Source organism: Stenotrophomonas maltophilia (genome assembly GCF_001274595.1).
Classification (GTDB): domain Bacteria; phylum Pseudomonadota; class Gammaproteobacteria; order Xanthomonadales; family Xanthomonadaceae; genus Stenotrophomonas; species Stenotrophomonas forensis.
The window spans coordinates 1,748,126-1,766,427 of sequence record NZ_CP011010.1; the positions used below are offsets into that span (position 1 = coordinate 1,748,126).

The following is an 18,302-nucleotide window of genomic DNA, read 5'->3' on the forward strand; positions in this document are numbered from 1 at the left end:
CCAGCCTGTCTGATTTGCCCCTATGACGTGATATGAAGCGCCTGCTGCTGCTGTTGCTGGCGTGCGCCGGCCTGTGGCTGGCTGCATGCTCTTCCTCGATCAATGCCTCATCCACCTCGCTCGCCGACAGGCTGATCGCGCCAGGTGGCGTGTCGACCCTGCTCGATCGCCCGCGCATCGCCGCGGCCATCGCCGAACTGCCCAACCGCCACGGCTTCGCACCGGGCCGTGATGGCGTGCCGATCTTCTGGCGCGTGTTCGATCCGGGTGACTACGGTGCGCGCTACCACTACCTGCCGCAGCGCCACGAGAACGGCCTGCCGCTGGATACCGGGCTGAGCCTGGCCGTGCCGCAGCCGTTCCGCGCGCAGGCGCCACGCGGCACCGTGGTGCTGCTGCACGGCTGGATGATGAACGGCGATTCGATGCTGCCGTGGTCGCTGCAGCTGGCCGAATCTGGCTACCGCGTGGTCACCTTGGATCTGCGCAACCACGGCCAGTCCGGTGCAGGCCCGTCCGGCTATGGCACCTATGAATCCGACGACGTCGTCGATGTGATCGGCGAGCTGCGCGCGCGTGGCGAGATCATAGGACCGCTGTACCTGTTCGGTGTCTCCTACGGCGCCGCCACTGCGGTGTTCACCGCCGACAAGCTGGGTGACCAGGTGGCTGGCGTGGTGGCGATGGAGTCGTTCGCCAACGCCGGCGTGGCGATCCGCACGATGATCCCGCACCTGATGGGGTTGCAGCCGGAAGGCCTGAAGGCGCAGGCGGTGGCGTCCTACGCGCGCTGGCGCTACGGCGGCCAGGACATCAACCAGGTGATCGCCGCCGCCAGCCGCCGCATCGATGTCGATCTGGATCGGGTGGACGTGGCACGCGCGCTGGCTGATACCCGCGCCTGCGTGCTGCTGCTGCACGGGCAGGGCGACCAGCATATTCCGGTCAGCCAGGGCCGCGAGCTGGCCCTGGCAAATCCGCGCGCGCACTACATCGAGATGCGTGGCGAGGACCACATCACCCTGCCGCTGCGGCTGGACCTGCTGGCCGGCGTGGTCGATGACTGGATGGCCCGTGACGAGCACCACCCGAAGAGCGCGTGCCCGGCCCCGCAGCTGCCGGCGCAGGCTGAGTGGCTGGTGCACGACGCTGCGGATATGCCGGTGAAGGCCCCGACGCGCGGTTGAACAAAAAGGGGACGGAGGGGATTAAGTCGTTTGCAGCACACCCGAGGCAGATACGACTTAATCCCCTCCGTCCCCTTTTTCTGTCAGGGCAGGCGGCGTGCCAGTGAGCGTGCGGACGCGGCCACGCCGAGCAGCAACGCGGCCACGCACAGGAAGGCGAAGCCGAGGCTGGTCACGTGCGCGAGCGCGCCGATCGCGGCCGGACCGGCGAGGATGCCGGCGTAGCCCAGCGTGGTCACCGCCGTGATGGCGATGCTCTCCGGCATCACCCGCTGCTGGCCGGCCATCGAGAACAGCGCCGGCACGATGTTGGCGCAGCCCAGCCCGACCAGGACGTAGCCGGCCAGCGCCACCGGGAACGACGCTACCAGCGTGGCCAGGCCGAAACCGGCGGCCGCGGTGATGCCACCGATGACAATCGTGCGCGTTCGCCCGAGGCGCTCGACGATGCCGTCGCCGAACAGGCGCATCGCGGTCATCGCCAGCGTGAACAATGCGAAGCCGGCTCCCGCCTGGTCGCGCGGCACCTGCCGCACTTCCGCCAGGAACACCGCGCTCCAGTCCAGCATCGAGCCCTCGGCGAGGAACACCACGAACGCCAGCACCCCGATGAACAGCACCACGCCATGCGGCAGTGCCAGCAGGGGGCCTTCATGCAGGATGCGCTGCGGTCGCCAGTGCGGGGCCGCCAAGGCTGCGACCAGCAGCAGTATGGCAACCGACACCAGCGCGGCCAGCCACAGCGGCGTGCCGAGAATCAGCAGGCCGGTCATGCAGCCGGCACCGACGAAGCCGCCGATGCTGTAGAAGGCGTGGAAGCCGGACATCATCGCGCGCCCGGCATCGCGCTCGACGGCCACCGCCTGCATGTTCATCGCACAGTCCAGTGCCCCTACGCCGGCGCCGAACACGAACAGCGCCGCGCCCAGTGCCATGGGTGAAGGGGCCAGTACCAGCAGCGGCAGCGCGCACAGCATCATGGCGCAGGTGATGACCATCACCCGACGGCAGCCCAGTCGCCCGGTCAGTGCGCCCGCCAAAGGCATCGCCAGCAGCGAGCCCAGGCCCAGGCACAGCAGCACCGCGCCAAGGCTGGCGTCGGACAGCCCGGCCTTGGCCTTGGCGTAGGGCACCATCGGCGCCCACGCGGCGGTGGCGAATCCGGGAATGAAGAAGGCGGCACGGGTAGCGTGCTGCTGGGCAAGCGGGGATGAAGGCGTCATGCGCGGTGCGAAGCTCCAGAGGAACGCCCATGGAAACGTTTTCACGTGAGATCGGCAAGTGCCCTGCATGACATTGGACGACGCATACGATTGCAGTGACCCGATTGCGTCACCAGTGGTTAACGCCGCCCACGGACAGTGGCTGCACGGTCGGCATTCCGCCGGCCGCTGCCGGAGATCCATACATGAGCACGACACCGACCATCCTCCTCGTCCATGGATTCTGGGGCGGGGCCGCACACTGGGCCAAGGTGATCCTGGAACTGCATCGCAACGGCCATGACCGCGTGCAGGCGGTGGAACTGCCACTCACCTCGCTGGCCGACGATGCAGGACGCACCCAGAAGATGATCCGGCAGATCGACGGGCCGGTGCTGCTGGTCGGCCATTCCTATGGTGGCGCAGTGATCAGCCAGGCCGGCAACGAGGCCAACGTGAAGGGGCTGGTCTATATCGCGGCCTTTGCCCCGGATGCCGGCGAAAGCCCGGGCGGCATCACCCAGCAGCATCTGCCGGAAGCCGCGCCGAATCTGGCACCGGACAGCGACGGCTACCTGTGGCTGCGCGCGGACAAATTCCATGAGAGTTTCTGCCAGGACCTGAGCGCCGACGAAGGCCGGGTGATGGCAGTGACCCAGAAGGCGCCGCTGGCCAGCACCTTCGGCGATGCGGTCAGTGACCCGGCCTGGAAGCACCGGCCGAGCTGGTACCAGTTGTCCCGCCATGACCGCATGATCGCGCCGGAGAACCAGAAGGCCATGGCTGGCAGGATGCAGCCCAAGCGCCTGCTGGAACTGGACGCCAGCCATGCTTCGCTGGCCTCGAAGCCCGTCGAGGTGAGTGCGCTGATCCTGGAGGCCTGCGCCACCATCGGCGGTTGATCCCGCGTCATCGCGACGCACGACAGCACATCGCACGACAGCCGGGGCGCAGGGGAGTACACTCCTGCGCCTGCGGCCACCCGGCCGAATCCCCATCCCCTCCAGCCGTCGCCAGAGGATCCCACCCGATCGTGGAGGTCCTGTCGTGCAGTACGTGCCCGTTGTCCGTCTTCCGTCCTCATTGCCGCGTCGCCGCTTGCTGCCGCAGGCGCTCGCGCAGAGCCTGCTGATCACCGCACTGGCCAGCAGTGGCATCGCCGCCGCGCAGTCCACCGATGACGGCGACAAGGCCACGCAGACGCCCGCCTCGCAGACCCTGCAGACCGTGCAGGTCACCGCCAACCAGCTGGGTACCATCACCGAAGGCAGCGGCGCCTACACACCTGGCACCATCGCGACCGCCACCCGCCTGGTGCTGACGCCACGGCAGACACCGCAGACCATCAGCGTGATCACCCGTGCGGAGATGGATGACTTTGGCCTGCACGGCATCGACGACGTGATGCGGGTGACCCCGGGCATCAGCATCGTCACCTACGACAGCGAGCGCACCGAGTACTACGCACGTGGTTTCGCCGTGCAGAACTTCCAGTACGACGGCATCCCGATGTCGCGTGACTCGGCCTATTCGGCCGGCAACACGCTCAGCGACACCGCCATCTACGACCGCATCGAAGTGCTCAAGGGCGCTACCGGCCTGTTGACCGGCATGGGCGATCCCGGCGCGACCATCAACCTGGTGCGCAAGAAGCCGGGCAGGGAGTTCGCTGGCAGCGCCTCGCTGGGTGTCGGCCGCTGGGACGACTACCGTGCCGAGCTCGATGTCGGTGGCCCGCTGACTGCCGATGGCCGCGTACGCGGCCGCGCGGTGGGGGCATGGGAAGACAAGCATTCCAACCTCGACCACTACCAGCGCACCAGCAAGGTCGGCTACGCAGTGCTGGAAGCCGATCTGGGCGAGCGCACGCTACTGACCGTGGGTGGCGATGCGATGGACAGCGATCCGAAGGGTTCGACGTGGGGCGGTATTCCGCTGCTGGACAGTGCCGGCAACTTCAACCGCATGCCGCGCTCGTTCAACAACGGCGCACGCTGGGCCGGCTGGCGTCAGTATGTGCGCACTGGTTTTGCCACGCTGGAGCATACGTTCTCCAACGACTGGGTGGCCAAGCTGCAGCTCAACCACCAGGTCAACGGTTACGACGCTGCGCTGGCCGGTGCCGCCGCGGGCAATCCCGATCCGTTGACCGGAGAAGGCGTCAGCCTGTGGCTCGGCAAGTACGTCGGAAAGACGGTCAGCAACGCCGCCGACTTCTATGTGAGCGGGCATTTCGGCCTGTTCGGCCGCGCGCATGAGCTGGTGATCGGCGGCAGTGCCTCGCGCAAGCGCTGGACCAATACCGGCTACGGCCCACAGGATGGTTTCCCCGATACAGTGCCGGACTATCGCCGCTGGGACGGCGACATCGCCGAGCCGCAATGGCAGCGCAGCTACGACAACAACGAAGTGACCCGTGAGAACGGCCTGTACGTGGTCGGCCGTTTTGACCTGGCCGATCCGCTGAAGGTGATCGTTGGCAGCCGCCTGGCCAGCTACCGCTCGCCGCAGACGCGCGAGACCGGCGTGTTCGTGCCGTACGCCGGCGTGGTCTACGACCTCGGCGAGCACTATTCGGTGTACGCCAGCTACAGCACCATCTTCAAGCCGCAGGGCGAGCGTGACGAGCAGGGCAAGGCGCTGGATCCGCTGGAAGGCCGCAGCTACGAAATGGGCCTGAAGGCCGAGTTCCTCGATGGCCGCTTCAACGCCAGTGCAGCGCTGTTCCAGCTTGACCAGGACAACTTCGCCCAGCCCACCGGTGGCAAGACACCGGATGGGCAGGATGCCTATCGCGCCTTGATGGGCGTGCGGACCAAGGGCTACGAGCTGGAAATGTCGGGCCAGTTGGCCGAGGGCTGGCAGGTGCAGGGTGGGTTCTCGCACAAGATCGCGCGCCAGGCGGGCACCAAGGTGACCACGCTGGAACCGGAGAACCAGTTCAGCCTGCACTCCAGCTACCGCCTGCGCGGTGCCTGGCAGGGACTGACGCTGGGCGGTGGTGCGCGCTGGCAGGATTCGACCTTCGGCGAGATCACCAATCCGGCCACGCAGGCCAAGGTGGTGCATCGCACCCAGCCTTACTGGCTGCTCGATGCGATGGCGCGCTATGAATTCAACGATCGCCTGTCGGCCACGCTCAACGTCAACAACCTGCTCGACAAGCGTTACTACACCATCTTCAGCTGGTACAGCACCTACACCTGGGGCGAGCCGCGCAACGTGCGGCTGACCTTGAACTACAAGTTCTGACGCGGATCTACAGCAATGTGCCCGCGATGCCATCCAGCATCGCGGGCGTTGCCGTTACAGCGGCAGGTCGAACACCAGCACTTCGGCGTCGTTGCCGTTTTCCAGGGTCAGCTGCGCTTCGTCGCTGACCTGCAGCGCATCACCGGCTTCAAGGGTGATGCCGTTCACCTGCAACTGGCCACGGGCCACCTGCACGTAGGCGCCACGACCGTTGCCGAGCGCATGGTGCAGCTTCTGGCCGCCATCGAGGATGGTGGCGAAGATGCGGGCATCCTGGTGGATGCGCAGCGAACCGTCGGCACCGTCCGGCGAAGCGATCAGGCGCAGCTGGCCGCGCTTGCTGTCCGGTGTGAAGTGGGTCTCCTCGTAGGACGGGGTGATGTTCTCCGCATCCGGGAAGATCCAGATCTGCAGGAAGTGCACGGTCTCGTCGGCCGAGTGGTTGAACTCGCTGTGGCTGACACCGCTGCCGGCGCTCATGCGCTGCACGTCGCCGTAGCGCAGCACCGAGCCGGTGCCCATCGAGTCCTTGTGCTCCAGCGCGCCGCCCAGCACGTAGGAAACGATCTCCATGTTGCTGTGGCTGTGGGTGCCGAAGCCCTGGCCGCCAATCACCTTGTCTTCGTTGATCACCCGCAGCGGGCCGAAGCTGACGTAGCGGGGGTCGTAGTAGTTGGCGAAGGAGAAGGTATGGCGGGAGGACAGCCAGCCATGCTCGGCCAGGCCACGGGTAGCGCTCTTGCGGATCTGCAGCATGATGGAATTTCCTTGTTCGATGGTTTCGATGGGGCGGGGTGGGGCGGTAGCCGCCGTGTTTCCCCGTTGGAGAGAAGTATCCGCTTGCGCCCGGGGTTTGAAAAACGGATAGTTTTGACAGCCATCATCGAAAAATTCGAATGCTCAAGCTCAGCCTCGATGCCCTGCAGATCCTCGATGCCATTGACCGCCGCGGCTCGTTCGCCGGCGCCGGCAAGGCCCTGCACAAGGTGCCCTCGACCATTTCCTACACCGTGGCCAAGCTGGAAGAAGACCTGGGCGTGCAGCTGTTCGACCGGGTCGGGCCGCGCGCCGAGCCGACCGAGGCCGGCCGCGCCCTGCTGGACGAGGGCCGGCACCTTCTGCGCGCGGCCCGCGAACTGGAGCTGCGGGTGCGCCGGGTGGCATCGGGCTGGGAGACCGAGCTGACCCTGGCGGTGGATTCGGTGTTCCCGACCTGGCTGCTGGGCCCTGACATCGCCGCATTCCGTGAGGCCGAGGCGCCGACCCGGCTGCGGCTGATCGGCGAGGCACTGTCCGGCACCTGGGAAGCGCTGCTCGACAGACGTGCCGACCTGCTGGTGGGCGCACCGGGCGAGGGCCCCAGTGGCGGTGGGTATGTGGTCGAGCCGCTGGGCACGGTGGAGTTCGTGTTCGCGGTTGCGCCCAACCATCCCTTGGCCGCGGTGGAGGGCGTGCTGGGTCGCGAGCAACTGGTCGAGCATTGCGCGATTGCCGTTTCCGATTCGGCGCGGCGGCTGCTGCCGCGCACGGTTGGCCTGTTGATGGGGCAGGAGATGCTGACGGTGCCGGACATGGCCAGCAAGCTGAAGCTGCAGTGCGAGGGTGTCGGCTTCGGTTTCCTGCCCGAGCCGTGCGCGCGCGCGGCGGTGGCGCGCGGCCAGCTGGTGATCCGCGAGGTGGAGGAACACAAGCCGGAAGAGACCTTCTGGCTGGCCTGGCGCACGGGTGAGGATGGCGCGGCACTGCGCTGGTGGCGCGAGCGCCTGCGCAGGCCGGAGCTGCTGTCGCAGTGGTGGCAGGCAATGGCCAGGGGGTAGGGGGTTTGGCAGGGCTGCGCCCTGCACCCGCTACGGGCTGGAGCAACAGCAACAGCAACAGCAGAAGCTGGTTTTCTGCGGGGAGGCGGGGTGGGTCCGGTTGCGGGAGACGCCGTAAACCCGTCCGTGGGGGCTTGGCCGCGGCATCCATGCCGCGGACACTCCCGCAACCGGACCCACCCCGCCTTCGACAGTTTTCCGCGATCTGTCGGAACGGCGTACTGCTCTGGTAGGTGTCGACCTTGGTCGACACGGTAGATCCACGCCATGCGTGGATGCTGTTCAATCAATTGTCGAAATATTCGAATTCGATGGAGATTCATCCACGCATGGCGTGGATCCATCAGATCGCTGAAATCTGTCAGAGGTGGGGCGGTGTCGGAGTGCGGGGTGTCCGCGGCATGGATGCCGCGGCCAAGCCCCCAGGGATGGGTTCACGGCGTCCCCGCACTCCGACACCGCCCCGCCAACCCACGGAATGCCAGCTTTTGCCGTTGCTGTTGCTGTTGCTGTTGCCGTTGCCTTGGCTTGAAGCATCTGCAGGTGCAGGGCGCAGCCCTGCCGAAAAACACACATAAAAAAACAGCAGGCCGAGGCCTGCTGTTTCGGTGTAATGGTGCGCCCGGAGAGATTCGAACTCCCGACCGCCTGGTTCGTAGCCAGGTACTCTATCCAACTGAGCTACGGGCGCCAATTACATAAACTTGTTGTGCTGACTGTGTATGGTGCGCCCGGAGAGATTCGAACTCCCGACCGCCTGGTTCGTAGCCAGGTACTCTATCCAACTGAGCTACGGGCGCGCGGTACACAATCAACTTACTGCCAAATTTTACTGCATTTCCAGCGGCGGATGCTGGAAACCTGTCGAGTGGTGCGCCCGGAGAGATTCGAACTCCCGACCGCCTGGTTCGTAGCCAGGTACTCTATCCAACTGAGCTACGGGCGCCCTGCGACAGGAGCGGAATTATGCGGATGTCGGCGCGCACCGTCAACAGTTTTGTGAAAATTTTCACCCAACTGAATGAAAAAGCAGTCAGCCACGGCGTCCGGAGCTTTCAGCCAGGCGAAATGATCGGCACGCGTGCCCAGTTCCTGCGCGGACAGCACGCGCAGCTGCGCGTCCACATTCGGCAGCTTCGCCAGCAGCGTGCGCATCGAGCCGGTCGGTGCCAGCCAGTCATGTTCCATCAGCACCGCCTGAGCGCTGCCGTGCACGCGCGCCATCTGTGCATCCAGGTCTTCATCCATGCCGACAGCAGCGTAGTGGTTGTTCAGGCCAACGCGCGCCCAGTCGGCGATCAGTCCGCGCGCTTCGGTGCCACCGAAGCCGAGGCGCCGACCATGCAGCACGCCCTGGCGCTGCGCGATCCACGGCAGGAAGCGGTAGACCAACGGCAGCAGCCAGCCGCGCGGTGGGGGGAAGCCGCGCCAGAACGGCGAGCCACTGGCCGCCAGCCATAGCCGGTTGAAGTGTTGCGGAGCGCGGCCGGCATGCACGCAGGCCAGTTGTCCGCCCAGGCTGTGGCCGCCGATGATCCAGGGCAGCGGGCCAGTTTCATCATCCGCGGCGGCCAGCACGGCCTGGCTGGCCGGCAGATCCTGTTCGAGTACCTCGCGATAGCCCCAGTCCTGCGTACGTGACGGGCGCAGCGAGCTGCTGCCGTTGCCGCGCCACTCATGCAGGTAGACCGCCACCCCCCTGGCGGCCAGTGCCTGTGCCAGCGGCAGGTAGTGGCGCGCGGCCACGCCCAGTGCCGGCAGCCACAGCAGGCGCGCGATGGGCTGCGCAGGCACGCAGGCAATCACCTCGTAGCGATGGCCATCCTCGCACTGCACGGCAAGCGTGTCCGGCGTCAGGCTCATGCGTGCGGTGCCGCGCCGAAGTGATCGAGCACCAGCACCTCGCTGCGGCCGGGGGCGTAGCCCCTCTGCAGCCCGCGCGCGACATAGTCGATGCCGGCCTCGCAGGCATTGGCCAGGCTCAGGCCGTTGCACAGCTGCGCGGCAATGGCAGAGGCCAGCGTGCAGCCAGTGCCGTGCGCATCCAGCGGCAGGCGGGCGTGGATGAATTCTTCGCTGCTGACGCCGTCGAAGTAGCGGTCGATCACGCGGTTGCCCTCATGCAGATGGCCACCCTTGAGCAGAACGGCGCCGGCACCGAGGTCGAGCAGGGCGGAGGCGGCCTGCTCGGCATCGTTACCGTTGCCGATGTTCCGCCCGACCAGCAGTTCTGCTTCCGGTGTGTTCGGGGTGATCAGCGTGGCAAGGGGAATCAGGCGCTCACGCATCGCCTGCAGGGCGCTGTCTTCCAGCAGGCGTGCGCCACTGGTGGCGACCATCACCGGGTCCAGCACCACGTGCGGTGGGCGATGGCGCTGCAGTGTGTCGGCAACGACGTTGATCACCTCGGCGTTGGCCAGCATGCCGAGCTTCACCGCGTGGATATCGAAATCATCGAAACAGGCCTCCAGCTGCGCACGCAGGAAGTCGACCGGCGGCACGTGCACGGCGGTCACGCCGCGGGTGTTCTGTGCGGTCAGCGCGGCGATCGCCGACAGGCCATGCACGCGATGTGCGGCGAACGCCTTCAGGTCGGCCTGGATTCCAGCACCACCGCCGGAGTCGGAGCCGGCGATGGTGAGGGCGGATACGGGAGTAGTCGGGCTCATCCAGCGATTGTGCCGTGGTCCCGCTGGGGAGGGTAGCTCCGCGCCATGCGTGGATGTCCTTGACTCAATGCCGCCAGCGCGCCCACTGCTGGTACACCACATAGCCCAGCCCGGTCAGGCCGGTCAGCAGGGCGGGGGCGAGCAGGGCGTCGTACTGCCAGCGCATGAACAACCAGGCGCCGAGGATGCCACCGGCGAGGAAGCCGCTGATGATCAACCCGCTGAGGGTCAGTCGGCGAACCTGCAGCGGCAGCCCACGCAGCAGGTGGCCCAGGCCGATGCCGAGGTCGGTGAACATGCCGCTGAGGTGGGTGGTGCGCACCACTGCGCCGCTGAAGGTGGTGGCCATCGCATTCTGCAGGCCGCAGGCCATGGCGGCGGCCAGTGCGCCCCAGATCTGGTGCTGTTCGAACAGCGGAATGGCCACCAGCAGCAGCGCCGATTCCAGCGCCAGCGCAACGCCGTAACGACGCCCCAGCTGCAGGGCGCTGTCCTGGATCAACAGGCCGCTGAGCATGGCGCCCAGCGAGAAGGCGATCAGCAGGCCCCACAGATGCCCGACCGCACGCCAGTCGCCCTGGGCCAGCGCCATGCCCAGCTGGCTGGTGCTGCCGGTCATGTGGCTGACCGCCTGATGCTCGAAACCCAGAAAACCGACCACGTTGACCATGCCGGCCACGCACGAGAGCGCAACCGCACCGATCCAGACCCAGGTGGGCAGGCGTATTCCCATCGGCAGGGCCCCTCAGGGCCCGCCGAAGCCGCCGTTGAACTGCAGCTCGCTGAAGGTGTTGCTGGCCGGGTCGAACACGGCGCCCCAGAACTGTGCACCGCCATCGCAGACGCGGATCGCTTCACGGGCCGGATTGACGCCGCTGTCGTCGGGCAGGTGGAAGGCGTTGATGTAGATCAGCCGCTTGCCGGCACTTTCGATGCCGACGTACTGGCGATCGAAGTCCAGCACCTTCGGCACCTGCGCTTCCAGCGAGGACAGCTTCGCTTCCAGCTGGTCGACCTGTTGCCGGCTGGGCGCCCAGTAGCCGCTGACCCGCCCGGCCTCGCGGCCGGGGCTGGGGCGTGAGCAGGTGTCTAGCACCTGCGCGGCGATGATCGGGCGGGTGACCACCCAGGACTGTCCGGTACGCTCGGCGGTCGGCACGCTGGCCGGGCCGCGCGTGGTGGTGCAGGCACCCAGCGCGGCTGCGAGGGCGATCGCAGCCGTGGGCAGCAGCAGTCGGGTGCAGCGGCTCACAATACCTCCGAAGCGTAGTCGGCCAGGCGCGAACGCTCGCCACGGCGCAGGGTGATGTGCGCGCTGTGCGGCCAGTTCTTGAAGCGATCCACCGCGTAGGTCAGGCCCGAGGTGGTCTCGGTCAGGTACGGGGTGTCGATCTGCTCGACGTTGCCCAGGCAGACGATCTTGGTGCCGGGGCCGGCACGGGTGATCAAGGTCTTCATCTGCTTCGGGGTGAGGTTCTGCGCCTCGTCCAGGATCAGGTAGCGCGACAGGAAGGTGCGGCCGCGCATGAAGTTCATCGAGCGGATCTTGATGCGGCTGGCGAGCAGGTCGTTGGTCGCCTGGCGGCCCCAGGTGCCGCCTTCCTGGTTGTGCGTCAGCACTTCCAGGTTGTCGGTCAGCGCGCCCATCCACGGCGTCATCTTCTCTTCTTCGGTGCCGGGCAGGAAGCCGATGTCCTCGCCGACGCTGACCGTGGCGCGGGTCATGATGATCTCGCGGTAGCGCTGCTGGTCCATCGTCTGCGCCAGGCCGGCAGCCAGTGCCAGCAGGGTCTTGCCGGTGCCGGCGGTGCCGAGCAGGGTGACGAAGTCGATCTCCGGATCCATCAGCGCGTTGAGCGCGAAGTTCTGCTCGCGGTTGCGTGCACTGATGCCCCACACGGCATGGCTGCCATGGCGGAAATCGTCGACCAGCGACAGCACCACCTTGCCGTCGCCGACCACGCGGCTGACGCGCAGCTCGACTTCATCTTCGCCGGGCAGGTAGACGTACTGGTTCGGATACCACTCTTCGCCGTCCAGTGCCTGGATTTCGTAATGAGTACGGCCCTTGTCGCTCCAGCTGCGCAGGTCTTCGCCGTGGCGCTTCCAGAAGTCTTCCGGCAGCTCGGTGGCGCCGGTGTAGAGCAGGCTGAAATCGTCCAGCGCGCGATCGTTCTCGTAGTCCTCGGACACGATGCCGGCGATCGCCGCCTTGATCCGCAGGTTGATGTCCTTGGAAACGAACACCACCGGCAGGTCCGGGGTTTCTTCCTTCAGGGCCAGGATCGCGCCGAGGATGGCGTTGTCCGGGATCACCTTGCCGAAGCTCTTGCCCGCGTCGAAATGGCTGGTCTGGAAGCGCAGCTTGCCGGCGCTCTGCTTGCCGCGCAGCTGCAGCCCATTGGGGCGCTGCAGCGGAATGCCGTCGGCCAGGTTGTCCAGGCCGGACGCCTGCACCAGCTCGTTGAGGAAGCGGCTCACCTGGCGGGCGTTGCGGCTCGCTTCGGATGTGCCCTTCTTGCCGTTGTCCAGCTCCTCGATCACCTGCATGGGCAGGTAGACGTCGTGCTCCTCGAATTTGAACAGCGCGGTGGGATCGTGCATCAGCACGTTGGTATCCAGCACGTAGATGCGCTTGCCTCGGGTCATCGTCGATTCCTGGTTACGGACAGGGAAAAACCATCACGGCCTGCCGCAGGGCAGGGTGATGGCAGACACAGTAGGCAGTGGGACTCACTTGGACTGGGAGGCCTTCAGTTCGGCGAGAACGGCATCGGCATGGCCGGCAACCTTGACCTTGCGCCAGGACTGCACGATGCGGCTGTCGGGGGAAATCAGGAAGGTGCTGCGTTCGATGCCACGTACCTGCTTGCCGTACATGTTCTTCATCTTGATCACGTCGAAGGCGCTGCACAGCGCTTCGTCGCCATCACTGACCAGCGGGAAGTTGAAGCCCTGCTTGGCGCAGAAGTTGTCGTGCGACTTCACCGAATCGCGGGAGACACCGAGCACGACCGCACCGGCCTTGCGGAACTTCGGCAGCAGCGCGTTGAAGTCGATGCCTTCGGTGGTGCAGCCGGGGGTGCTGTCCTTGGGATAGAAGTACAGCACCAGCCAGTGGCCGGCGTAATCGCCGAGGGTGGCCTGGTCGCCACCGGACAGGGCCAGCGGCAGGGAGAGGGTGGTGCTGTCCAGGGTGTCGCCGTTGTTCATGAGGTCCTTCTGTCGAGCCTGGGTTCTTTCTACGACAATTGCATGAAACGCCACGCGCCCGTGAGGGACGCGCGAAAAATCAGGAATTCATTCAGAACTTCATCGGGTCCATGATCGCGTCCAGGTTCAGGTGGTCGCAGAATTCAAGGAAATCGTCGCGCAGCGCGGCGATGTGCATGTTGGCCGGCACGCCGATGGTGACCTGCGCACTGAACATTTCCGCACCGGTCTGCATGGCGCGGTAGCGCGTGCTCTGCAGGTTCTCGATGGTGATGCCCTGGCGGTCGAAGAAATCGGCCAGCTGGAACAGGATGCCCGGTTTGTCGGCGGCGATCACTTCGACGATGTACGGCAGCAGGTTGGACTGCGCCTGCTTGGCAGCGGTGCGGTACCAGACCAGCTTCAGGCCTTCCTCGCGCTCCAGTCGGGTCAGCATCGCTTCCAGCTTGGCCACCGAGTCCCAGGAGCCGGTGGCCAGGGCGGTGACCGAGACATCGCGGCCGACCGTGGCCAGGCGCGCGTCCACCAGGTTGCAGCCGCTGTCGGCGATGCGGCGGGTGACGGACAGCAGGGGAGACTCCGGATGCGTCGTATAGGCGTTGATCAGGAGGTGGTTTTCGCTCGGCGCGGGGCGCGGGGTGGTGTCGGTCAAGGCGATTCCGGGTAATGCATGCGTTAGTCTGAATGCCCGCCAGAGGCGGGGATCCACCGGTGTCCAGCATACTTGCCCGTGCTTTCGCGCCGCAAGTAACATTCAGGTCGCCCCCGGCCTTTCGTGGCGGGCGTTTTCCCTTCCCAGCCAAGAGCAGCACGTCCTTGTCCCTTTCCGGCCTCATCACCGCGCTGGCGACCCCGTTCCGGGCCGACGGCGCCCTCGATCCCGACGGTTGGCAGCGCCTGCTGCACCTGCAACTGGAAGGTGGCGTCCATGGCGTTGTCGTAGCCGGCTCGACCGGCGAAGCGGCGACCCTCACCGATGCCGAGTACGACCTGCTGCTGGCCAGCGCGGTCGAGCGCATCGGCGGCCGCATCCCGGTCATGGCCGGTACCGGCCTGTCGGGTACGGCCAAAACCATCGCACAGACCCGCCGCGCCGCTGCGCTGGGTGCCAGCCATGCGCTGGTGGTTACCCCGCCGTACGTGCGGCCGACCCAGGCCGGCCTGATCGCGCACTACCGCGCGGTTGCCGACCAGGGCGGGTTGCCGGTGGTGCTGTACAACGTGCCCGGCCGCACCGGTTGCGACATGCAGCCGGAGACCGTGGCCGAACTGGCCCGCCATCCCAACATCGTCGGCATCAAGGAAGCGGTGGGCGACACCGGCCGGGTGCAGGCGCTGCTGGCGCTGCGCAGCCCGCAGTTCGCGGTGCTCAGTGGCGATGACGGCACGGCCGCGCGCTCGATCCAGGCCGGTATCGACGGCCTGGTCTCGGTCGGTTCCAACGTGCTGCCCGGCGCCTACCGCCGCATGTGCGAGCTGGCCGCCGCCCATGACCACGAAGCCACCGGGTCGTGGGATGCGCGCCTGCAGCCATTCCACGACTTCTGCGGTGTCGAGCCGAACCCGATTCCGGTCAAGGCGCTGCTGCGCCGCATCGGCATCGGCCACGACCTGCGCCTGCCGCTGCTGCCGCTGTCGGCGGCGCATCATCCGGCTGCCGACCATCTTGCCGGCGACATCGCCGCCCTCGAAGCCCTTTCCAGCCACTGACCTTCCGTCTTGGTCTGACCCAGGAGATTCACATGCGTCAATCCGTTTCCACCGTCCGCGTGCTGTCCTACGCCCTGCTTGCTGTAGCTGTCGCGGCCGGCACCACCGGTTGCTTCAAGCGTGGCGTCAAGGGCGACTACGCCCTGGCCCCGGAAATGCGTCCGCTGGAAGTGCCGCCGGACCTGAACCTGCCCAACGCCACCTCCGACAACAAGGTGCCGACGCTTGCTTCGGCGACCAAGCCGGCGGCGCCGGTGGCTGCGGCCCCGGCCGTGGGCAACACCGGTTTCACCATCGCCGGCGGCAAGGATGAAGCCTTCGCCAAGGTCGGTAGCGCGCTGGAAGGCGTGGCGGGCGTGACCATCGCCAGCCGCGCGCAGCTGCTGGGCTCGTACGACGTGGCCTACGAAGGCAGCAACTTCCTGGTCCGCGTGGTCGCGGTCGATGCCGGCGCCTACATCTCCGCGGTCGACCCGCGTGGCCTGCCGGCCACTGCCGAAGCGCCGGTCAAGCTGATTGCCGCACTGAAGGCGAAGCTGGCCCAGTAAGAGCCGGTCGGGTGGGTGCGGGCCCAGGTCCGCACGTGCCCGGGTAGGGGCCGACCTTGGTCGGCGCTTCTGTGCCAACCAAGGTTGGCACCTACCGGATCACGCGGTTGGCATCTGCCGAAGAACAGAAAAGGGCGCCCTCGGCGCCCTTTTCCGTTGCCGCAGTGGGCGCTTCTCAGCGCTCCAGCAGCTTCAGCTTGTCCGGCTTGCCGTCCCATTCGCCGGCGTCGGCGGGCGGATCCTTGCGCACGGTCAGCACCGGCCATTCCTTTGCCAGTTCGGCATTGAGGGCGACGAAGCCTTCCTGCCCGGCGGGGACGTCGTCCTCCGGGAAGATCGCGTTGACCGGGCACTCCGGCTCGCAGAGGGTGCAGTCGATGCACTCATCCGGGTCGATCACCAGGAAGTTCGGGCCTTCGTGGAAGCAATCCACGGGGCACACTTCCACGCAATCGGTGTGTTTGCACTTGATGCAGTTTTCGGTGACGACAAAGGGCATGGGCTGGGGGTGGATCGATTCCTGAACCTGACAATTCTAGAACAGGTTGGCCCCCGGTGTCGGCGCGGGACGGAAAACGGGCGTCTGGCAGGCGCGACCACTGCGGCCATTGGCGGCACGGCCGAGCCTGTGCGACGCTGCGGGCCATCGGCCGCAGGGGTGGCCGAATTCCCTTTCCAGCAGGATCGTCCATGTCCCAAGCCCAGACCGGCACCGCCCCGCACGGCGGTGAGAACACCGCGTTCATCGTCCTGATCAGTTGCGTGGCCACCCTCGGTGGATTCCTGTTCGGTTTCGACAGTGGTGTCATCAATGGCACGGTCGATGGCCTGCGCCAGGCCTTCAACTCCAGCGAAGCGGCACTGGGTTTCGAAGTTGCTTCGATGCTGCTGGGCTGCGCGATCGGCGCCTTCCTGGCCGGCTGGCTGGGGGATCGCCTGGGGCGCCGCGGCGTACTGATCGTCTCGGCGCTGATGTTCCTGGTCTCGGCGCTGGGCGCCGGCGCCGCCCATGCCTCCTGGCTGTTCATCGCCGCGCGCGTGCTCGGCGGCTTTGCCGTGGGTGCAGCCAGCGTGATGTCGCCGGCCTACATTGCCGAAGTGGCCTCGGCACGCTATCGCGGCCGCCTGGCCACGGTGCAGCAGATGGCGATCATCTGCGGGCTGTTCGCCGCCTTCCTCAGCAACTACCTGCTGGCCCGCGCAGCGGGAGCGTCAACCGAGCCCCTGTGGCTGGGCCACGAGGCCTGGCGCTGGATGTTCTGGATGCAGGCGCTGCCGTCCGGGCTGTTCCTGCTGCTGTTGCTGGTGATTCCGGAGAGCCCGCGCTTCCTGGTGCTGAAGGGGCGGCAGGCGCAGGCGAGGGCGGTGCTGGCCCGGCTGTACGGCGACGGCGCGGCGGCGGCCAAGCAGGCCGAGATCGAAGCCAGCCTGGCGCACGACCAGCACAAGCCGCGCTTTGGTGATCTGCGCGACAAGGCCACCGGCCGGCTGCGCCCGATCCTCTGGGTCGGCATCGGCCTGGCCATGTTCCAGCAGCTGGTCGGCATCAACGTGGTGTTCTACTACGGCGCGGTGCTGTGGCAGGCGGTCGGCTTCTCGGAAAGCGATGCGCTGCTGATCAACGTGCTGTCGGGTGCACTGAGCATCGGGGCCTGCCTGCTGACCGTGCTGCTGATCGACCGCATCGGCCGCAAGCCGCTGCTGTGGGTCGGTTCAGTCGGTATGTCGGTGGCGCTGGTGCTGATGGTGGTGGCCTTTGCCAGTGGCAGCCTGGCCGAGGGCCGCCTGCAGCTGTCCGATGGCATGGGCCGGCTCGCGTTGGTCGCGGCCAACGTCTACGTGGTGTTCTTCAACATGTCCTGGGGCCCGGTGATGTGGGTGATGCTGGGCGAGATGTTCCCGAACCAGATCCGCGGCCCGGCACTGGCAGTGGCCGGCGCGGCACAGTGGACCTCGAACTTCGCGATCACCGTGACCTTCCCGATGCTGCTGGCCGGCATCGGCCTGGCCGGGGCCTACGGCATCTATACGGTCGCAGCGATCCTCTCGATCTTCTTCGTCGTCCGCCATGTGCGCGAGACCAAGGGCAAGGAACTGGAGCAGATGGAAGGCTGACGTCCCAGCCTGGGTTTCAGCGCCTCACTCTTCCGTGGGGAGGTGGCAGACCAGCCGCTCCAGGACACGCCGTAAACCCATCCCTGGGGGCTCGATGGCGCCATCCATGGCGCCAACGGTCCTGGAGCGGCTGGTCTGCCACCTCTCGACACATCGCGGGTGGCGGATGCAGGTTGGCGCGTCGGGATGGAACATGCGGCGGGAGACGAAGAGCGCTTACTGCCGCGGTCGCGGGAAACTGTCAGGAGGGGGCGGGCCCCCCTTTTCTGGACCGTTGGCGCCATGGATGGCGCCATCGAGCACCATGGATGGGCTTTTGCGTGTCCAGAAAAGGGGGGGCCGCCCCCTCCCGCGCAGGAACAGGGAGGCGCCAACGCGACCAAGCCGACCGCAACCATCGGCAATCCCGGAAAACAGAAAAGCCCGCACGAGGCGGGCTTTTTCGGTTCCTGCTGCGGCGACTGGCGCTCCCTAGGGGACTCGAACCCCTGTTTTAGCCTTGAGAGGGCCACGTCCTAACCACTAGACGAAGGGAGCGTAACTGTGTCGCTGCCGAGGCAGGAGCGCTAGTATATGTACCTCGATGCCA

The 18,302-nt window shown here is 66.7% G+C and carries 17 protein-coding genes and 4 tRNA genes; 7 read left to right on the forward strand and 14 right to left on the reverse strand.

The window, feature by feature from the left end; genetic code table 11:
- The first annotated feature begins 32 nt into the window (after positions 1–32).
- Complete coding sequence (locus tag VN11_RS08090; protein ID WP_053449366.1) at positions 33–1,187, forward strand: alpha/beta fold hydrolase; 1,155 nt, start codon at positions 33–35, stop codon at positions 1,185–1,187.
- A gap of 83 nt (positions 1,188–1,270) precedes the next feature.
- On the opposite strand, the gene VN11_RS08095 is transcribed toward VN11_RS08090, so the two are convergent.
- Complete coding sequence (locus VN11_RS08095; RefSeq protein WP_053449367.1) at positions 1,271–2,410, reverse strand: MFS transporter; 1,140 nt, start codon at positions 2,408–2,410, stop codon at positions 1,271–1,273.
- A 185-nt stretch (positions 2,411–2,595) separates the two neighbouring features.
- Here VN11_RS08095 and VN11_RS08100 point away from each other — a divergent pair, with 185 nt between their 5' ends.
- Together VN11_RS08100 and VN11_RS08105 are read left to right on the forward strand one after the other, a co-directional pair.
- Positions 2,596–3,291 carry an alpha/beta hydrolase gene (locus VN11_RS08100; RefSeq protein ID WP_053449368.1) on the forward strand — a complete coding sequence of 232 codons (696 nt, stop codon included), beginning with the start codon at positions 2,596–2,598 and terminating at the stop codon, positions 3,289–3,291.
- A 145-nt stretch (positions 3,292–3,436) separates the two neighbouring features.
- A complete protein-coding gene (locus VN11_RS08105; RefSeq protein WP_053449369.1) occupies positions 3,437–5,641 on the forward strand; it encodes a TonB-dependent siderophore receptor in 2,205 nt (734 codons plus the stop codon).
- Positions 5,642–5,695: 54 nt separating this feature from the next.
- On the opposite strand, the gene VN11_RS08110 is transcribed toward VN11_RS08105, so the two are convergent.
- The gene (locus tag VN11_RS08110; RefSeq protein WP_049457850.1) at positions 5,696–6,397 is read right to left on the reverse strand and encodes a pirin family protein; all 702 of its coding nucleotides are present in this window, start codon (positions 6,395–6,397) and stop codon (positions 5,696–5,698) included.
- Positions 6,398–6,537: 140 nt separating this feature from the next.
- Between VN11_RS08110 and VN11_RS08115 the strand changes: the two genes are divergently transcribed.
- Positions 6,538–7,458 (forward strand): LysR family transcriptional regulator, encoded by a 921-nt coding sequence (locus VN11_RS08115; protein WP_053449370.1) that lies wholly within the window; start codon positions 6,538–6,540, stop codon positions 7,456–7,458.
- Between the two features lie 614 nt (positions 7,459–8,072).
- On the opposite strand, the gene VN11_RS08120 is transcribed toward VN11_RS08115, so the two are convergent.
- From VN11_RS08120 to VN11_RS08165, 10 genes are all read right to left on the reverse strand, one after another.
- Positions 8,073–8,149: transfer RNA gene (locus VN11_RS08120), tRNA-Arg, on the reverse strand.
- A 32-nt stretch (positions 8,150–8,181) separates the two neighbouring features.
- Positions 8,182–8,258, reverse strand: a tRNA-Arg gene (locus VN11_RS08125).
- Between the two features lie 69 nt (positions 8,259–8,327).
- Positions 8,328–8,404, reverse strand: a tRNA-Arg gene (locus VN11_RS08130).
- Positions 8,395–9,321 (reverse strand): alpha/beta hydrolase family protein, encoded by a 927-nt coding sequence (locus VN11_RS21765; RefSeq protein WP_080374891.1) that lies wholly within the window; start codon positions 9,319–9,321, stop codon positions 8,395–8,397. Before VN11_RS21765 ends, VN11_RS08130 begins: the two co-directional genes overlap by 10 nt.
- On the reverse strand, positions 9,318–10,127 hold the full coding sequence (thiD, locus tag VN11_RS08140; protein WP_008264936.1) for a bifunctional hydroxymethylpyrimidine kinase/phosphomethylpyrimidine kinase: 810 nt from the start codon (positions 10,125–10,127) through the stop codon (positions 9,318–9,320). Before thiD ends, VN11_RS21765 begins: the two co-directional genes overlap by 4 nt.
- A 64-nt stretch (positions 10,128–10,191) precedes the next feature.
- Positions 10,192–10,860 carry a YoaK family protein gene (locus VN11_RS08145; RefSeq protein WP_049463692.1) on the reverse strand — a complete coding sequence of 223 codons (669 nt, stop codon included), beginning with the start codon at positions 10,858–10,860 and terminating at the stop codon, positions 10,192–10,194.
- A gap of 12 nt (positions 10,861–10,872) precedes the next feature.
- Entirely contained in the window at positions 10,873–11,379 is a 507-nt protein-coding gene (locus VN11_RS08150) for a hypothetical protein (protein WP_008264693.1), read from the reverse strand.
- Positions 11,376–12,776, reverse strand: a complete 1,401-nt coding sequence (locus VN11_RS08155) for a PhoH family protein (protein ID WP_053449372.1) — start codon at positions 12,774–12,776, stop codon at positions 11,376–11,378. The genes VN11_RS08150 and VN11_RS08155 overlap by 4 nt, the downstream gene beginning before the upstream one ends.
- 84 nt (positions 12,777–12,860) lie before the next feature.
- Positions 12,861–13,340 carry a peroxiredoxin gene (locus VN11_RS08160; protein ID WP_053449373.1) on the reverse strand — a complete coding sequence of 160 codons (480 nt, stop codon included), beginning with the start codon at positions 13,338–13,340 and terminating at the stop codon, positions 12,861–12,863.
- Between the two features lie 91 nt (positions 13,341–13,431).
- Entirely contained in the window at positions 13,432–13,992 is a 561-nt protein-coding gene (locus VN11_RS08165) for a glycine cleavage system protein R (RefSeq protein WP_005409051.1), read from the reverse strand.
- A gap of 164 nt (positions 13,993–14,156) precedes the next feature.
- Here VN11_RS08165 and dapA point away from each other — a divergent pair, with 164 nt between their 5' ends.
- Together dapA and VN11_RS08175 are read left to right on the forward strand one after the other, a co-directional pair.
- Positions 14,157–15,050, forward strand: coding sequence for a 4-hydroxy-tetrahydrodipicolinate synthase (dapA, locus tag VN11_RS08170; protein WP_053449374.1), 894 nt, complete (start codon positions 14,157–14,159; stop codon positions 15,048–15,050).
- Between the two features lie 32 nt (positions 15,051–15,082).
- Positions 15,083–15,598 (forward strand): hypothetical protein, encoded by a 516-nt coding sequence (locus tag VN11_RS08175; protein WP_008267845.1) that lies wholly within the window; start codon positions 15,083–15,085, stop codon positions 15,596–15,598.
- 175 nt (positions 15,599–15,773) lie between these two features.
- Here the strand turns inward: VN11_RS08175 and fdxA are convergent, their stop codons facing one another.
- The gene (gene fdxA / locus VN11_RS08180; protein ID WP_005409054.1) at positions 15,774–16,097 is read right to left on the reverse strand and encodes a ferredoxin FdxA; all 324 of its coding nucleotides are present in this window, start codon (positions 16,095–16,097) and stop codon (positions 15,774–15,776) included.
- A 191-nt stretch (positions 16,098–16,288) separates the two neighbouring features.
- On the opposite strand from fdxA, the gene VN11_RS08185 reads away from it, so the two are divergent.
- Positions 16,289–17,713, forward strand: a complete 1,425-nt coding sequence (locus VN11_RS08185) for a sugar porter family MFS transporter (protein ID WP_053449375.1) — start codon at positions 16,289–16,291, stop codon at positions 17,711–17,713.
- Between the two features lie 462 nt (positions 17,714–18,175).
- On the opposite strand, the gene VN11_RS08190 is transcribed toward VN11_RS08185, so the two are convergent.
- Positions 18,176–18,250 (reverse strand) — tRNA-Glu (locus VN11_RS08190).
- Positions 18,251–18,302 lie beyond the last annotated feature (52 nt).

What these genes read in the sequence shown, in the direction of transcription:
- VN11_RS08175 (WP_008267845.1), top strand. Translation starts at nt 15,083, where the DNA reads ATGCGTCAATCCGTTTCCACCGTCCGCGTGCTGTCCTACGCCCTGCTT.
- VN11_RS08095 (WP_053449367.1), bottom strand. Translation starts at nt 2,410, where the DNA reads ATGACGCCTTCATCCCCGCTTGCCCAGCAGCACGCTACCCGTGCCGCC.
- VN11_RS08100 (WP_053449368.1), top strand. Translation starts at nt 2,596, where the DNA reads ATGAGCACGACACCGACCATCCTCCTCGTCCATGGATTCTGGGGCGGG.
- VN11_RS08160 (WP_053449373.1), bottom strand. Translation starts at nt 13,340, where the DNA reads ATGAACAACGGCGACACCCTGGACAGCACCACCCTCTCCCTGCCGCTG.
- VN11_RS08115 (WP_053449370.1), top strand. Translation starts at nt 6,538, where the DNA reads ATGCTCAAGCTCAGCCTCGATGCCCTGCAGATCCTCGATGCCATTGAC.
- VN11_RS08090 (WP_053449366.1), top strand. Translation starts at nt 33, where the DNA reads ATGAAGCGCCTGCTGCTGCTGTTGCTGGCGTGCGCCGGCCTGTGGCTG.
- VN11_RS08145 (WP_049463692.1), bottom strand. Translation starts at nt 10,860, where the DNA reads ATGGGAATACGCCTGCCCACCTGGGTCTGGATCGGTGCGGTTGCGCTC.
- VN11_RS08185 (WP_053449375.1), top strand. Translation starts at nt 16,289, where the DNA reads ATGTCCCAAGCCCAGACCGGCACCGCCCCGCACGGCGGTGAGAACACC.
- VN11_RS21765 (WP_080374891.1), bottom strand. Translation starts at nt 9,321, where the DNA reads ATGAGCCTGACGCCGGACACGCTTGCCGTGCAGTGCGAGGATGGCCAT.
- fdxA (WP_005409054.1), bottom strand. Translation starts at nt 16,097, where the DNA reads ATGCCCTTTGTCGTCACCGAAAACTGCATCAAGTGCAAACACACCGAT.
- VN11_RS08110 (WP_049457850.1), bottom strand. Translation starts at nt 6,397, where the DNA reads ATGCTGCAGATCCGCAAGAGCGCTACCCGTGGCCTGGCCGAGCATGGC.
- thiD (WP_008264936.1), bottom strand. Translation starts at nt 10,127, where the DNA reads ATGAGCCCGACTACTCCCGTATCCGCCCTCACCATCGCCGGCTCCGAC.
- VN11_RS08155 (WP_053449372.1), bottom strand. Translation starts at nt 12,776, where the DNA reads ATGACCCGAGGCAAGCGCATCTACGTGCTGGATACCAACGTGCTGATG.